Genomic DNA, 15354 nt, shown 5'->3' on the forward strand with positions numbered 1-15354 from the left:
ATGTTGCAGAGTGTCAACGAGCCGTGATTTTCCAGGCGCGGTGGATCTTGCCGTTGCGGGCGAAATCCGGGTCGATGGTGCTGGCGGTGATTTCCTCGACCGCGTAACGCTCGGCCAGGTTGTCTTCGAGCTGGAACTTGCGGAAGTTGTTGGAGAAATACAACACCCCGCCCGCTGCCAGACGCGCCATGGCCAGGTCGATCAACTGCACCTGATCACGCTGCACGTCGAAGATGCCTTCCATGCGCTTGGAGTTGGAGAAGGTCGGCGGATCGATGAAGATCAGGTCGTACTCTTCGCGGCAATTTTCCAGCCACGCCATCACATCGCCCTGCTCCAGACGGTTCTTGTCGGAGAAACCGTTGAGCGACAGGTTGCGGCGCGCCCAGTCGAGGTAGGTTTTCGACAGGTCGACGCTGGTGGTGCTGCGCGCGCCACCCTTGGCAGCGTGCACACTGGCGGTCGCGGTGTAGCAGAACAGGTTGAGGAAGCGCTTGCCGGCCGCCTCTTTCTGAATCCGCATGCGCATCGGCCGGTGATCGAGGAACAGCCCGGTGTCGAGGTAATCGGTGAGGTTGACCAGCAACTTCACGCCGCCCTCGGTCACTTCATTGAACTTGCCCTGAGCCGCCTGACGCTCGTACTGCTTGGTGCCGCTCTGACGCTCGCGGCGCTTGACCACCACGCGGCTCTTGTCGATGTTCAGCGCCTGCGGGATGGCCGCCAGCGCGTCGAACATGCGGATCGAGGCTTTTTCCGGGTCGATAGACTTCGGCGCGGCATATTCCTGAACGTGTACCCAGTCGTGGTACAAGTCGATGGCCATGGCGTATTCCGGCATGTCCGCATCGTAGACGCGGTAGCAGTCGATGCCTTCGCGCTTGACCCACTTGCCCATGGCCTTGAGGTTCTTCTGCAGGCGGTTGGCAAACATCTGCCCGCCTTCGCTCAGGCGCGGCTGCTCGACCACTGGCGCCGGGGCCGGCGTCGGTTTGATCGGGTTACCGTTCTTGTTGAACTTGCGCTCTTGCGGCTCGTTCGGCGTCTGGTCGTAAGCGGCTTGCTCACGCTCGGCCTGACGCTGTTCCGGGGTGCGGCGCTCGCCGGTGACGAACTGATCCGGCAGGACTTTGATCAACAGCAGCTTGCACGGCAGCGCGCCGTTCCAGAACGAATACTGTTTGTGGCTGCGGATGCCCATGCGCTTGCCCAGGTCCGGCGCGCCGGTGAACACCGCCGCTTCCCAGTTCAGGCAGGCCTGACGCAGACGCTCGCCGAGGTTTTGGTAGAGGTACAACAGGCTGGCTTCATCACCCAGACGCTCGCCGTACGGCGGGTTGCAGATGACCAGACCTTTCTGGTTCTGGTCCGGACGCGGTTCGAACGTCGCGACTTCGCCCTGATAGATCTTGATCCACTCGCTCAGGCCGGCGCGTTCGACGTTGTTGCGGCCCGGCTGAATCAGCCGGGGGTCGGCTTCATAACCACGGATCCACAGCGGCGGCTTGGCCAGACCGGCAGCAGCACGCTCGACGGCTTCTTCATGCAGTTTTTTCCACAGCGCCGGCACGTGACCGAGCCAGGCGGTAAAGCCCCACTGTTCGCGACGCAGGTTCGGCGCCATATCGGCGGCGATCATGCCGGCTTCGACCAGGAACGTACCGACACCGCACATCGGGTCCGCCAGCGCGCCACCTTCGGCGGCGATGCGCGGCCAGCCGGAACGGATCAGGATGGCGGCTGCGAGGTTTTCCTTCAGCGGCGCGGCGCCCTGCTGCAAGCGATAGCCGCGCTGGTGCAGGCTGTGGCCGGAGAGGTCGAGGGACAGAATCGCTTCGCCGCGATCCAGGCGCAGGTGAATGCGCAGATCCGGGTTGAGCTTGTCGATGCTTGGACGGTCACCCTGCGGGGTGCGCAGTTTGTCGACGATGGCGTCCTTGACCTTCAGGGCGCCAAAGTGGGTGTTGTCGATGCCCGAGCCATGACCGCTGAATTCCACGGCCAGGGTGCCGTCGGCCAGCATGTGATCCTGCCAGTCGACGTCGAGTACACCGTGGTACAGGTCTTCGGCGTTTTTCATCGGGAAGCGCTTAAGGACAAGTAGCACCCGGTTGGCCAGACGCGACCAGAGGCACAGGCGATAAGCGGTTTCCATGGTCGCCATGCCACGCACGGCGGAGGTGTGTTCGCGGGCCTCTTCAAGGCCAAGCCCGACGGCTTCCTCGATGAGCAGGCCTTCAAGGCCTTTGGGGCAAGTGAGGAAGAGTTCGAAACGGTCGGACATGGTTTTTCCAGAGCCTTTGGCTGATGAACCGGCAACGCATTGCCGGTCCGGTTTTCAATCAGGCGCTTTTCTACAAGAGCGCCCGCGTGGCACGAAGGTGTGCCGTTCCATCCCCGCTGCTCGGGTTAAAGGAGCTTAGATGCCGGGACAGATAAAAAAGTTGAAGCAACAAAATGACTCAAAGCAACCCTTCGTCGAATAGTAGCCCAGCGTAAACGTGGGTCATTCTCACTAAAGGATTAACCTCATCATCCAGCGCGGGGCCGATCATACCGGGGTTTGGCCAATGGACGCTGGATAAATACGCGGTTACTTATGGCCATAGCATCTTTTTCGTTACGTCCTTATGACAAAACGGTCATTCCATCGATGTGACTCATTGGTTAGAACTGAACACAGGTTGACGTCGCAACGGCGTCAACACCTTGGCTCGCCACGCCGGCAGCGAGCCGCCAACGGCAGAGTTTTTCTGCCAGACCTCAATTGAGGTCGACGCGACAAAAACAGTCAACAAGTGAGGGAAACACCCTATGAGAAGACTTAAGCGTGATCCGTTGGAAAGAGCATTTTTGCGCGGATATCAATATGGCGTTGGTGGTAAATCCCGTGAGCTTTGCCCATTTACTCTACCGTCGGTACGTCAAGCCTGGATCAACGGCTGGCGAGAAGGACGCGGCGACAACTGGGACGGTATGACCGGCACTGCGGGAATCCACAGACTCAACGAACTTCACGCCGTCGGCTGACACAGGGCACTTATTCCGACACGACAATCTGATTTCGTAACAACCTGATCACCATGCACGTCCTTCCCGGACGGCGGGCTACGGCCCAGGGGCTCCTTCGAGGAGCCCTTTTTTATGCCTGCCTTTTAAATCCGCAAATCAGCGTTTGGCGGCGATTGCGTCCACGGACTCGCGGATCAGCGCCGGGCCCTTATAGATGAAGCCGGAGTAGATCTGCACCAGACTCGCGCCAGCCGCGATCTTCTCGGCCGCATGCTTGCCTTCGGTGATGCCGCCCGCCGCGATGATCGGCAGCTTGCCGCCCAGCTCGGACGCCAGCACTTTCACGGTATGGGTGCTCTTCTCGCGAACCGGCGCGCCGGACAGACCGCCCGCCTCGTCCCCGTGTTCCATGCCTTCGACGCCCACGCGGCTGAGGGTGGTGTTGGTGGCGATCACCGCGTCCATCCCGGTTTCGATCAGTGCTTGGGCGACTTGCGCGGTTTCTTCGTCGGTCATGTCCGGCGCGATCTTGATCGCCAGCGGTACATGCTTGCCGTGGCGCAGGGCCAGTTCGGCGCGACGCGTGGCCAGGTCCGCCAGCAATTGCTTGAGCGAATCACCGAATTGCAGGCTGCGCAGGCCCGGGGTGTTCGGCGAACTGACGTTGACCGTGACGTAACTGGCGTGAGCGTAGACCTTGTCCAGGCAGATCAGGTAGTCGTCTACTGCGCGCTCGACCGGGGTGTCGAAGTTCTTGCCGATGTTGATCCCCAGCACGCCTTTGTATTTGGCCGCCGCCACCCGCGCCAGCAGGTTATCCACACCGAGGTTGTTGAACCCCATGCGGTTGATGATCGCCTCGGCTTCCGGCAGACGGAAAATCCGTGGTTTCGGGTTGCCCGGCTGCGGACGCGGGGTCACGGTGCCGATTTCGACAAACCCGAAACCCAGCTGGGCGAAGCCGTCGATGGCCGCGCCGTTCTTGTCCAGACCGGCCGCCAGACCCACAGGGTTCGGAAACGTCAGGCCCATGACATTCACCGGCAGCGACGCCGGCGCCTTGCACAGCACGCCGTTGAGGCCCAAACGCCCGCCCGCGCCGATCAGATCCAGCGACAGATCGTGGGAGGTTTCCGGGGAAAGTTTGAACAACAGCTGACGGGCCAGGGTGTACATGGGCGGCTATGACTCGGGCGGCGAAAAGAGGCGGCGATTATAGCCGGGCATCCCCCCGCCGCGCGAGGCGCACGGGTAAATCCGTGCGCATGGCATATGCCTTGCACCTTCCACGGCATCAGCCGGCAGGCCAATGGTGGCGTGCAGGCAAGGACAACGGCGTCGTCTCTCGGTTTTGCGCGGGCAAAGCCTGGGACGACGTTTTTTTTGAGGGTGGCTTTCATGACTCAAACCTCCGCCGGGCCGCTGGCCTGGCTCAACGGCAGCGATGCCCCGGAAAAAAGCGCGATCAACCTCGGCTTCATGGCCCTGAGCGACTGCGCCTCGCTGGTGGTCGCGGCTACTCAGGGCTTTGCCCAGCCTTACGGCCTGACCCTGAACCTCAAGCGCCAGAGTTCCTGGGCCAACCTGCGGGACAATCTGGTCAGCGGCGAACTCGATGCCGCCCACAGCCTTTACGGCCTGATCTACGCGGTGCATCTGGGCATCGGCGGCGTCGCGTCAACCGACATGGCGGTGCTGATGGGCCTGAACCAGAACGGCCAGAGCCTCAACCTGTCCCACGGTTTGCAGGGCCTGGGCGTGACCGGTCCTGAAGCGCTGCACCATCATGTGCACCAAACCCGCGCAAAACTGACCTTCGCCCAGACCTTCCCGACCGGCACCCATGCCATGTGGCTGTATTACTGGCTGGCGAGCCAGGGCATTCATCCGTTGCAGGATGTCGACAGCGTGGTGGTGCCGCCGCCGCAAATGGTCGCGCACCTTCAGGCCGGTCGCATCGATGGTTTATGCGTCGGCGAGCCCTGGGCGGCCAGCGCCGTGCAGCAGAATCTCGGCTTCACGCTGGCCACCAGCCAGACCATCTGGCCCGATCACCCGGAAAAAGTCCTCGGCTGCACCCGCGCCTTCGTCGAGCAATACCCCAACACCGCGCGCGCGCTGGTGATGGCGATCCTCGAGGCCAGCCGTTTCATCGAAGAGAGCCCGGAAAACCGCCGCAGCACCGCGCAGTTGCTGAGCGCCCCGGAATACCTCGACGCCCCGGTGTCCTGCATCGAACCACGCTTTCTCGGCGACTACGACGATGGCCTCGGCAATCGCTGGCAAGACCCGCACGCCCTGCGCTTTCACGGCGATGGCGCGGTGAACCTGCCGTACCTGTCGGACGGCATGTGGTTCATGACCCAGTTTCGCCGTTGGGGCTTGCTGCGCGATGACCCGGACTACCTCGCCGTCGCCCGTCAGGTGCAGCAACTGGAGATCTATCGCGACGCAGCGACTGCTGTGGGCGTTGCGGCCTGGGGCAAGGACATGCGCAGCAGCCAGTTGATCGACGGCAAAATCTGGGACGGTAGCGAACCGGCAGCCTACGCCCGAAGCTTCAAGCTCCACGCGCTGAGCGACAGCGCCCCCCTTCTCGCCCGCCGCTGACAGGAGACCGCGAACATGCTGCGCATTCTGCTGATCAACGACACCGCGAAAAAAGTCGGGCGCCTGAAAGCCGCGTTGACCGAGGCCGGTTTCGAAGTGATCGACGAGTCGGGCCTGACCATCGACCTGCCGGCGCGCGTCGAAACGGTGCGTCCGGACGTGATCCTGATCGATACCGAGTCACCGAGCCGCGATGTGATGGAGCAAGTGGTGCTGGTCAGCCGCGACCAGCCCCGGCCGATCGTGATGTTCACCGACGAGCATGATCCCGGCGTGATGCGTCAGGCGATCAAGTCCGGGGTCAGTGCCTACATCGTCGAGGGCATTCACGCACAACGCTTGCAGCCGATTCTCGACGTGGCCATGGCCCGCTTCGAGAGCGATCAGGCCTTGCGCGCCCAGCTTCAGGCCCGCGACCAGCAACTGGCCGAGCGCAAACGCATCGAACTGGCCAAGGGCCTGTTGATGAAAATGAAGGACTGCAACGAAGAAGAGGCCTACACCCTGATGCGCCGCCAGGCCATGAGCCGCCAGCAGAAACTGATTCAGGTGGCGGAGCAGATCATCGCCATGAGCGAGCTGCTTGGCTGAAATTCTGCGCTACTTTTGCAGCGAAAAATCAAAAGCGCCCTCACCCTAGCCCTCTCCCGGAGGGAGAGGGAACCGACCGCAGTGTCCTGCGTCATACATCGACCTGAAAAACCCAGTCGATTATGGATTCAAAGCCGATCGCTCACGTCGGCGTATCTCTCGAATATCCCCCGATCAGTTCCCTCTCCCTCCGGGAGAGGGTTAAGGTGAGGGGCTTTTGATTTTGACTTGGCACAAATCTCGCTATGTAATCCCTACAGGTAACCAACGGCGGTTGCCCCACCTACGACAAAGACGTCGCTCACCTTCTTCGCCCCTTTCGGCGATCCGGGTAGCGGCGTTTTTGCGTTTTGGCCCCACAGCCCGGGGCCGGTGGTGCGGCCGTGGCGGCGCTCCACTTGCTGGCTTGTGACTCCTTCTCGAGATTCTTAACAGCTGAGGTGCGCGATGAATAAAAGCTTCTGGAAATCCGGCCACACCCCGACCCTGTTCGCGGCCTTCCTGTATTTCGACCTGAGCTTCATGGTCTGGTATCTGCTCGGCCCGCTGGCGGTGCAGATTGCTGGCGACCTGCACCTGACCACTCAACAGCGCGGCCTCGTGGTGGCCACGCCGATTCTGGCCGGCGCGGTGCTGCGCTTTGCGATGGGCATGCTTGCCGATCGCCTGTCACCCAAGACTGCCGGGCTGATCGGCCAGGTGATCGTGATCTGCGCATTGTTCGGTGCCTGGAAACTCGGCATCCACAGTTACGAACAGGCTCTGCTGCTCGGCCTGTTCCTCGGCATGGCCGGCGCCTCATTCGCCGTGGCCCTGCCGCTGGCCTCGCAGTGGTATCCGCCGGAGCATCAGGGCAAGGCGATGGGCATCGCCGGGGCCGGCAATTCCGGGACCGTGTTCGCGGCGCTGATCGCCCCGGTGCTGGCGGCGGCGTTTGGCTGGAGCAATGTGTTCGGGTTCGCCCTGATTCCGCTGCTCCTGACCCTGGTGCTGTTCGCCTGGCTGGCAAAAAACGCCCCGGAGCGGCCAAAAGCCAAATCCATGGCCGACTACTTCAAGGCCCTGGGCGACCGCGACAGCTGGTGGTTCATGTTTTTCTACAGCGTCACCTTCGGCGGCTTCATCGGCCTGGCCAGCGCCCTGCCCGGCTACTTCAACGATCAATACGGCCTGAGCCCAGTGACCGCCGGTTACTACACCGCCGCCTGCGTGTTCGGCGGCAGCCTGATGCGTCCGCTGGGTGGCGCGCTGGCTGATCGTTTCGGTGGGATTCGCACGCTTTTGGCGATGTACACGGTGGCCGCAGTTTGTATCGCAGCGGTCGGCTTCAACCTGCCAAGTTCCTACGCGGCGCTGGCACTTTTCGTCTGCACCATGCTCGGTCTCGGCGCGGGTAATGGCGCAGTGTTCCAACTGGTGCCGCAACGTTTCCGCCGCGAGATCGGTGTGATGACCGGGCTGATCGGCATGGCCGGCGGCATCGGCGGTTTCGCCCTGGCGGCAGGCATGGGCGCGATCAAACAGAGCACCGGCAGCTATCAACTGGCGCTGTGGTTGTTCGCCAGCCTTGGTGTGCTGGCGTGGTTCGGTTTGCACGGGGTGAAACGGCGCTGGAGAACCACTTGGGGTTCGGCGGCCGTGACCGCTGCCCGGGTCTGAGGCCCGAATGGCTCTGCAACTGAGCTTTGCCGAAGCCAGCGCCACCGGTCCCCGCGCGGAAAACCAGGACGCCTTGCGCCTGGTGACCCCGGCCCCGGCGCTGGCCGCCAGCAAGGGTTTCCTGTTCGCCATCGCCGACGGCGTCAGCCAGTGCGCCGACGGTGGTCTGGCCGCGCGTTCGACCTTGCAGGCGCTGGCGCTGGACTACTACGCCACCCCGGAAACCTGGAGCGTGGCCCAGGCCCTCGATCGTCTGCTGCTCGCACAAAACCGCTGGTTGCAGGCCAATGGTGGCGGTCAGCCGCTGCTCACCACGGTCAGTGCGCTGGTCATGCGCGGCCGGCGCTTTACCCTGGCGCACGTCGGCGATTGCCGGGTTTATCGCTGGCACGCCGAAACCTTGCAGCGAATCAGCGAGGATCACGTCTGGGATCAACCGGGCATGCAGCATGTGCTCAAGCGCGCACTGGGGCTGGATCAGCATCTGGTGCTGGACTTTCTCGACGGCGAACTGCGTGACGGCGAATGTTTCGTGCTGCTCAGTGACGGCGTGTGGGCCGCGCTTGGCGATACCGCCATCGCCGGGATTCTGCGCGATCAACCGGACCTGCACAGTGCCGCGCAAACGCTGGTCAACGCTGCGCATCTGGCCGGCAGTCAGGACAATGCCAGTGCGCTGTTGGTGCGGGTGGATGCGGTTGGCGAGGCCAGCCTTGGCGATGCGTTGATTCATTTGCAGCAATGGCCGCTGCCCACGTCGTTGAAACCGGGTCAGGCATTCGAAGGCTGGCAGGTGCAAGGGATTGTCGGTCAGAGCCAGCAATCACTGCTTTATCGCGTGCTCGATGGTCAGGGCCAAGCCTGGCTGTTGAAGACCTTGCCTGCACCACTGGCAGACGATGCCCAGGCCGGCCAGGCCTTGCTGGCGGAGGAATGGTTTCTCAAACGCGTCGCTGGGCGGCATTTCCCTGAAGTCCATAGCGCCGGTCAGCGTCAGCATTTGTACTACGTGATGCGTGAATATTCGGGAACCACCCTGGCGCAGTTGTTCGAACAAAGCGGCCCGCTGCCACTGGCCCATTGGCAGGATCTGGCCGAACGCCTGCTGCGGGCCGTCGGCCTGCTGCATCGACGGCTGATCCTGCACCGCGACATCAAACCGGAAAACTTGCATCTGGGGGATGACAGCGAGTTGCGGCTGCTGGATTTCGGTCTGGCGTATTGCCCCGGTCTGTCGCAGGACGCACCGTCGACCTTGCCCGGAACCCCGAGCTACATCGCACCGGAAGCCTTTCAGGGCGCCGCACCCGGCGCACAACAGGATCTGTATGCGGTGGGCGTGACTCTGTATTTCTTGCTCACCGGGCATTTTCCCTACGGTGAGATCGAAGCGTTCCAGCGCCCGCGTTTCGGGGTGCCGGTGAGTGCCGGTCGCTATCGCCCGGATCTGCCGGAGTGGCTGGCGCAGTGTCTGGAGCGCGGGGTCTCGGCCGATCCGCTGCAACGGTATGAAACCGCCGAGGAATGGCTGCTGACGCTGGAACAAGGTGAGCGCCGCAGCCTGAATGTACGCCCTCGCCCCTTGCTGGAACGGGAGCCGCTGAAGGTCTGGCGGACATTGGCGTTGCTGGCACTGCTGGGCAATCTGGTGCTGCTGTTTCTGTTGTTTCATGGCTGATGCGGCGCTCCATTAACGGGCGTGCCGCTTCCATTCAGTGCAAAAAAAACAATGAACACCTGGCCAATTCCAGCATTACCCCAGTGAATTCGCGGCTCAGCGCGACTTGGCACAACCACTGCATTAACGTTTTCAACTGACATAAAGCCCGACCTTCAACGACGAAGGCCAGGCTTCCCGAGAGAACGGGACAAGGACAAAGGCGTCCTCGCTAGGTAACTGGCGGGACGCCTTTTTTGTTTGCGCCATTTTTGTCGAGCAAGGCCTGACTGCCCACAAGAGGCAAGCCCGATGCTCCCGGAGAACCTGATGAAAAAACTCAAACTGGTGATGATCGGCAATGGCATGGCCGGGGTCCGCACCCTGGAAGAACTGCTCAAGCTGAGCAACGAGCTGTACGACATCACGGTCTTCGGCGCCGAACCGCACACCAACTACAACCGCATCCTGCTGTCGCCGGTATTGGCCGGCGAGCAGACCTTCGAAGAGATCGTGCTCAACGACCTCGACTGGTACCTGGAAAACAACATCAAGTTACTGCTCAACCGCAAAGTGGTAGAGATCGACCGGGTCAAACGCCGGGTGATCGCCGAAGACGGCACCGAGGCCGAATACGATCGCCTGCTGATCGCCACCGGCTCGACCCCGTTCATCCTGCCGATCCCCGGCAACACCCTGCAGGGCGTGATCGGTTACCGCGACATCGCCGATACCCAGGCCATGATCGACACCGCCAAGACTCACAAGCACGCCGTGGTGATCGGCGGCGGCCTGCTCGGCCTCGAAGCGGCCAACGGCCTGATGCTGCGTGGCATGCATGTCACCGTGGTGCACCTCGGTGAATGGCTGCTGGAGCGGCAACTGGACAAGACCAGCGGCCAGCTCCTGCAAACCGCCCTCGAATCCCGTGGCCTGCACTTTCGCCTGTGCGAACAGACCCAGGCCCTGCACGACGCCGGCAATGGTCGGGTCGGCTCGGTGCAATTCAAGAACGGCGACATCATCCCCGCCGATCTGGTGGTGATGGCCGCCGGCATTCGCCCCAACACCGAACTCGCGGAAAAGGCCGGCATCCCGTGCAATCGCGGGATTCTGGTCAACGACACCCTGCAAACCTACGACCCGCGCATCTATGCCATCGGCGAATGCGCCAGCCATCGCGGCATTGCCTACGGCCTGGTGGCGCCGTTGTTCGAACAGGCCAAAGTCTGCGCCAACCACCTGGCCCAACTGGGCTTCGCCCGTTATCAGGGCTCGGTGACGTCGACCAAATTGAAGGTCACCGGCATCGACCTGTTTTCCGCCGGCGACTTCATGGGCGGCGAAGGCACCGAGACCATCACCCTCTCCGACCCGATCGGCGGGGTGTACAAAAAACTGGTGATCAAGGATGACGTGCTGGTCGGCGCTTGTCTGTACGGCGATACGGCAGATGGCGGTTGGTATTTCCGGCAGATTCGTGAGAATCACGCCATCGGCGAGATCCGCGATCATCTGATGTTTGGTGAAAACGCCTTGGGCGACGTAGGACATCAGGGCCAGGACAAGGCCATGAGCATGGCCGACAACGCCGAAGTCTGCGGCTGCAACGGCGTGTGCAAGGGCACCATCGTCAAGGCGATTCAGGAACACGGCCTGTTCAGCGTCGACGAGGTGAAGAAACACACCAAGGCTGCCAGCTCCTGCGGCTCCTGCGCCGGGCTGGTCGAACAGATCCTGATCAACACCGTCGGCGGCGCGGCGGACGTCAAACCGAAAAGCGAAAAAGCCATCTGCGGTTGCAGCGATCTCAATCATGGCCAGATTCGCCAGGCCATTCGCGAACAACATCTGCTGACCATCGCCGGCACCATGAACTACCTCAACTGGCGCACCCCGAACGGCTGCGCCACCTGCCGCCCGGCCCTCAACTACTACCTGATTTCCACCTGGCCCGGCGAAGCCAAGGACGATCCGCAGTCGCGCCTGATCAACGAACGAGCCCACGCCAACATCCAGAAGGACGGTACCTATTCGGTGGTGCCACGGATGTGGGGCGGCGTGACCAACCCGTCGGAACTGCGGCGGATCGCCGACGTGGCGGACAAATACCAGGTGCCAATGGTCAAGGTCACCGGCGGCCAGCGCATCGACCTGCTGGGGATCAAGAAGCAAGATCTGCCCGGTGTGTGGAAAGACCTCGACATGCCGTCCGGCCACGCCTACGGCAAATCGATCCGCACCGTGAAAACCTGCGTCGGCAGCGAGTTCTGCCGCTTCGGCACGCAGAACTCGACCCAGTTGGGCATCGACCTCGAACATGACCTGTTCAACATGTGGTCGCCGCACAAAGTGAAGCTGGCGGTCTCCGGATGCCCACGCAACTGTTCGGAAGCGGGGATCAAGGACGTAGGCATCATCGGCGTCGATTCCGGCTGGGAGATGTACATCGGCGGCAACGGCGGGATCAAGACCGAAGTCGCCGAGTTCTTCGTCAAGCTCAAGACCGCCGAGGAAGTGCGCGAATACAACGGCGCGTTCCTGCAGCTGTACCGCGAAGAAGCCTTCTACCTCGAACGCACCGTGCACTACCTGCAACGGGTCGGCATGGAGCACATCAAGAAGGCCGTGCTGGAAGATCCCGAACGCCGCAAGGCCCTGAACGAACGCCTGCAATTCTCCCTGTCGTTCGAACAGGATCCGTGGAAAGAGCGCCTCGCCCAGCCGCAACTGAAGAAAGAATTCGACGTGATCCCTGTGAAAAACCTGGAGGTGCCGGCATGAACTGGCTCGATATCTGTGCCCTGGAAGAGATCAACGCCCTCGGTTCGCGGATCATCGCCGGGCCCAAAGGTGACATTGCGATCTTTCGTACAAGCGACGACGAAGTTTTCGCACTCGATGACCGCTGTCCGCACAAGGGCGGCCCGTTGTCCCAAGGACTGATCTACGGCAAACGTGTCGCCTGCCCGCTGCATAACTGGCAGATCGACCTGCAATCCGGCGAAGCCCAGGCCCCGGACGTCGGCTGCGCGCACCATCACCCGGCCCGAGTGGAAAACGGCCGCGTGCAACTGGCCCTGCGGGACGCCGTCTGATGAACCGCCAGACGACCGCCTCGACCTGCTGTTATTGCGGGGTCGGCTGCGGCGTGCTGATCGAGCATGACGGCGAGCGCATCCTCGGCGTCAGCGGTGATCCGGCGCATCCGGCCAACTTCGGCAAACTGTGCAGCAAAGGCTCGACCCTGCACCTGACCGGCGACTTGGCGGCACGGGCGTTGTACCCGGAACTGCGCCTGGGCAAAGGCCTGGCGCGCAGCCGTTGCGACTGGGACACCGCACTGGATCACGCCACCCAGGTCTTCGCCGAAACCATCGCCGAACACGGCCCGGACAGCGTGGCGTTCTATATCTCCGGGCAGTTGCTGACCGAGGACTACTACGCCTTCAACAAACTGGCGCGGGCGCTGGTCGGCACCAACAACATCGACAGCAACTCACGGCTGTGCATGTCTTCGGCGGTGGTCGGCTACAAGCGCAGCCTCGGCGCCGACGCACCGCCGTGCAGCTATGAAGACCTGGAGTTGAGCGATTGCGTGGTGATCGTCGGCAGTAACATGGCCTACGCCCACCCGGTACTTTTTCGCCGTCTCGAAGAAGCCAAATCCCACCGCCCGCAGATGAAAGTCGTCGTTATTGATCCACGGCGCACCGACACCTGCGATCTGGCGGACCTGCACCTGGCGATTCTGCCGGGCACCGATGTCGCGTTGTTCCATGGGATCTTGCATCTGCTGTTGTGGGAAGACTGGATCGACCGCGACTTCATCAAAGCCCACACCGAAGGCCTCGCCGAGCTGAAAAGCCTGGTGCGTGATTACACGCCGGCGATGGTTTCGCAGTTGTGCGGGATCAGTGTCGAACAGTTGCAGCAATGCGCCGAATGGATCGGCACATCACCAAGCTTTCTGTCGCTGTGGTGCATGGGCCTGAACCAGTCCACCGCCGGTAGCGCGAAAAACAGCGCGCTGATCAATCTGCACCTGGCCACCGGGCAAATCGGCCGGCCGGGTGCAGGACCTTTCTCCCTGACCGGTCAGCCGAATGCCATGGGCGGGCGCGAAACCGGCAGCCTTTCCAACCTGTTGCCAGGCCATCGTGAAGTCGCCAATCCAGAGCACCGCGCAGAAGTCGCGGCGTATTGGGGTGTGGATAAGCTGCCGGAAAATACCGGTCTCAGCGCCATCGAACTGTTTGAACAAGTGCGCAGCGGCAAGATCAAGGCCCTCTGGATCGCCTGCACCAACCCCGCACAATCGATGCCGGACCAGAACGCCGTCCGCGCCGCGCTGGAAGCCTGTCCGTTCGTGGTGTTGCAGGAGGCGTTTCGCACCACCGAAACCGCAGCGTTTGCCGATCTGCTGCTGCCGGCGGCCAGTTGGGGCGAGAAAGAAGGTTCGGTGACCAACTCCGAGCGGCGGATTTCCCACGTCCGCCAGGCCATTGCCGCACCGGGTGAAGCACGACCGGACTGGGCGATCACCGTAGATTTCGCACAACGCCTGGAGAAGCGTCTGCGCCCGCAGCAGCCGGGGCTGTTTGCGTTCGAACAACCGGCGCAGCTGTTTGACGAGTACAAACAACTGACCCGTGGCCGCGATCTGGATTTGTCCGGGATCAGCCATCGGTTGATTGATGAGCTGGGGCCACAGCAATGGCCCTTCCCCGCTGGCGCCCGCCAAGGTACAGCCCGGCTGTATGGCGACGGTATCTTTCCTACGCCGAACGGGCGCGCACAGTTCGTTGCCGATCCCTATCGCGCCGCCAAAGAACAACGCGACGCGCGCTTTCCACTGACCCTGATCACTGGCCGCCTGCGTGATCAATGGCACGGTATGAGCCGCACCGGCACGGCGGCGCAGTTATTCGGTCATGTCAGCGAAGCAGTGTTGAGTCTGCATCCGGACGAGTTGCGCCGTCACCGCTTGCAGCCTGGGGATCTGGTGAATCTGAAAAGTCGTCGGGGCTCAGTGATCGTGGCGGTCGCCAGCGATGACAGCGTGCGTCCGGGCCAGGCGTTCCTGCCGATGCACTGGGGCGATCGTTTCCTCAAGGGCGGCGTGAACAGCCTGACCCTGCCCGCCTTCGATCCTTTGTCGAAACAACCGGAACTCAAGCACAGCGGTGTGCGGCTGGAAACGGTGGACTTGCCATGGCAACTGTTCGCACTGATCGAGGGCGATGTTCAACGGCATTTCGAGGCGCTTCGACCGCTCTGCGAGGCGTTTTCCTACGCAAGTTTCAGCCTTGTCGGACGTGAACGGCCTGCGCTGCTGATACGCGCAGCCAGCGTCGTGGCGCCAGAACCGCAATTGCTGCGTGAAATCGACCGGTGCCTGGCTCTGATCGAGGGGCCGGTACTGGCTTATGACGATCCTCGCCGCGCCATTGGCAAACGGGTACGCATCGAAAACGGGCGAATCACCGCGATCCGCCTTGCCGGTGAAACCCTCGCCCAGCACTGGTTGCAAGGTCTGTGGCTGGAAGGCCGCGCCGACGAACAATTGCGCCGCTGGCTGCTGGCACCGATGAGTGCACCGCCGGGCAATGCCGGCGCGCAGGTTGTGGCTGACAAGACCCTGTGCAACTGCAAGAACGTCAGCCACAGCGCAGTCTGCGCCGGTATCCGTGAAGGTCTGGATCTGCAGGGTTTGAAAAATACATTGGGGTGCGGCACGCAATGCGGTTCCTGCGTCCCGGAAATCAAGCGCTTGCTGGCCGCCGAAGTGCGTCCGGTCGCCGTCATCTGAAGAGGAAAACACC

10 protein-coding genes are annotated in these 15354 nt (G+C 62.3%); 8 read left to right on the plus strand and 2 right to left on the minus strand.

The features are described from left to right. Positions 1–13 precede the first annotated feature (13 nt). Positions 14–2284, minus strand: coding sequence for a bifunctional 23S rRNA (guanine(2069)-N(7))-methyltransferase RlmK/23S rRNA (guanine(2445)-N(2))-methyltransferase RlmL (gene rlmKL / locus L6D74_RS13225; RefSeq protein WP_064594693.1), 2271 nt, complete (start codon positions 2282–2284; stop codon positions 14–16). A 530-nt stretch (positions 2285–2814) separates the two neighbouring features. On the opposite strand from rlmKL, the gene rmf reads away from it, so the two are divergent. Beyond that, positions 2815–3030: a ribosome modulation factor gene (gene rmf / locus L6D74_RS13230; RefSeq protein ID WP_003223300.1), complete on the plus strand. Its 216-nt coding sequence runs from the start codon at positions 2815–2817 to the stop codon at positions 3028–3030. 138 nt (positions 3031–3168) lie between these two features. Here rmf and L6D74_RS13235 read toward each other — a convergent pair whose 3' ends face one another. Next, on the minus strand, positions 3169–4188 hold the full coding sequence (locus L6D74_RS13235) for a quinone-dependent dihydroorotate dehydrogenase (RefSeq protein WP_236189455.1): 1020 nt from the start codon (positions 4186–4188) through the stop codon (positions 3169–3171). Between the two features lie 222 nt (positions 4189–4410). On the opposite strand from L6D74_RS13235, the gene L6D74_RS13240 reads away from it, so the two are divergent. From L6D74_RS13240 to L6D74_RS13270, 7 genes are all read left to right on the plus strand, one after another. After that, the gene (locus tag L6D74_RS13240; protein WP_236189456.1) at positions 4411–5622 is read left to right on the plus strand and encodes a CmpA/NrtA family ABC transporter substrate-binding protein; all 1212 of its coding nucleotides are present in this window, start codon (positions 4411–4413) and stop codon (positions 5620–5622) included. A gap of 15 nt (positions 5623–5637) precedes the next feature. Further along, positions 5638–6213, plus strand: a complete 576-nt coding sequence (locus L6D74_RS13245) for an ANTAR domain-containing response regulator (RefSeq protein WP_007916390.1) — start codon at positions 5638–5640, stop codon at positions 6211–6213. A 447-nt stretch (positions 6214–6660) separates the two neighbouring features. Then, on the plus strand, positions 6661–7872 hold the full coding sequence (locus L6D74_RS13250) for a nitrate/nitrite transporter (protein ID WP_236189457.1): 1212 nt from the start codon (positions 6661–6663) through the stop codon (positions 7870–7872). Between the two features lie 7 nt (positions 7873–7879). Beyond that, positions 7880–9550, plus strand: coding sequence for a bifunctional protein-serine/threonine kinase/phosphatase (locus L6D74_RS13255; protein WP_236189459.1), 1671 nt, complete (start codon positions 7880–7882; stop codon positions 9548–9550). A 309-nt stretch (positions 9551–9859) separates the two neighbouring features. After that, on the plus strand, positions 9860–12313 hold the full coding sequence (nirB, locus tag L6D74_RS13260) for a nitrite reductase large subunit NirB (RefSeq protein WP_236189461.1): 2454 nt from the start codon (positions 9860–9862) through the stop codon (positions 12311–12313). Then, complete coding sequence (nirD, locus tag L6D74_RS13265; protein WP_007951992.1) at positions 12310–12627, plus strand: nitrite reductase small subunit NirD; 318 nt, start codon at positions 12310–12312, stop codon at positions 12625–12627. Before nirB ends, nirD begins: the two co-directional genes overlap by 4 nt. Then, entirely contained in the window at positions 12627–15341 is a 2715-nt protein-coding gene (locus tag L6D74_RS13270; RefSeq protein WP_236189462.1) for a nitrate reductase, read from the plus strand. Before nirD ends, L6D74_RS13270 begins: the two co-directional genes overlap by 1 nt. Positions 15342–15354 lie beyond the last annotated feature (13 nt).

The organism is Pseudomonas pharyngis (assembly GCF_021602345.1).
GTDB lineage: Bacteria > Pseudomonadota > Gammaproteobacteria > Pseudomonadales > Pseudomonadaceae > Aquipseudomonas > Aquipseudomonas pharyngis.

What these genes read in the sequence shown, in the direction of transcription:
- rlmKL (WP_064594693.1), bottom strand. Translation starts at nt 2,284, where the DNA reads ATGTCCGACCGTTTCGAACTCTTCCTCACTTGCCCCAAAGGCCTTGAA.
- rmf (WP_003223300.1), top strand. Translation starts at nt 2,815, where the DNA reads ATGAGAAGACTTAAGCGTGATCCGTTGGAAAGAGCATTTTTGCGCGGA.
- L6D74_RS13235 (WP_236189455.1), bottom strand. Translation starts at nt 4,188, where the DNA reads ATGTACACCCTGGCCCGTCAGCTGTTGTTCAAACTTTCCCCGGAAACC.
- L6D74_RS13240 (WP_236189456.1), top strand. Translation starts at nt 4,411, where the DNA reads ATGACTCAAACCTCCGCCGGGCCGCTGGCCTGGCTCAACGGCAGCGAT.
- L6D74_RS13245 (WP_007916390.1), top strand. Translation starts at nt 5,638, where the DNA reads ATGCTGCGCATTCTGCTGATCAACGACACCGCGAAAAAAGTCGGGCGC.
- L6D74_RS13250 (WP_236189457.1), top strand. Translation starts at nt 6,661, where the DNA reads ATGAATAAAAGCTTCTGGAAATCCGGCCACACCCCGACCCTGTTCGCG.
- L6D74_RS13255 (WP_236189459.1), top strand. Translation starts at nt 7,880, where the DNA reads ATGGCTCTGCAACTGAGCTTTGCCGAAGCCAGCGCCACCGGTCCCCGC.
- nirB (WP_236189461.1), top strand. Translation starts at nt 9,860, where the DNA reads ATGAAAAAACTCAAACTGGTGATGATCGGCAATGGCATGGCCGGGGTC.
- nirD (WP_007951992.1), top strand. Translation starts at nt 12,310, where the DNA reads ATGAACTGGCTCGATATCTGTGCCCTGGAAGAGATCAACGCCCTCGGT.
- L6D74_RS13270 (WP_236189462.1), top strand. Translation starts at nt 12,627, where the DNA reads ATGAACCGCCAGACGACCGCCTCGACCTGCTGTTATTGCGGGGTCGGC.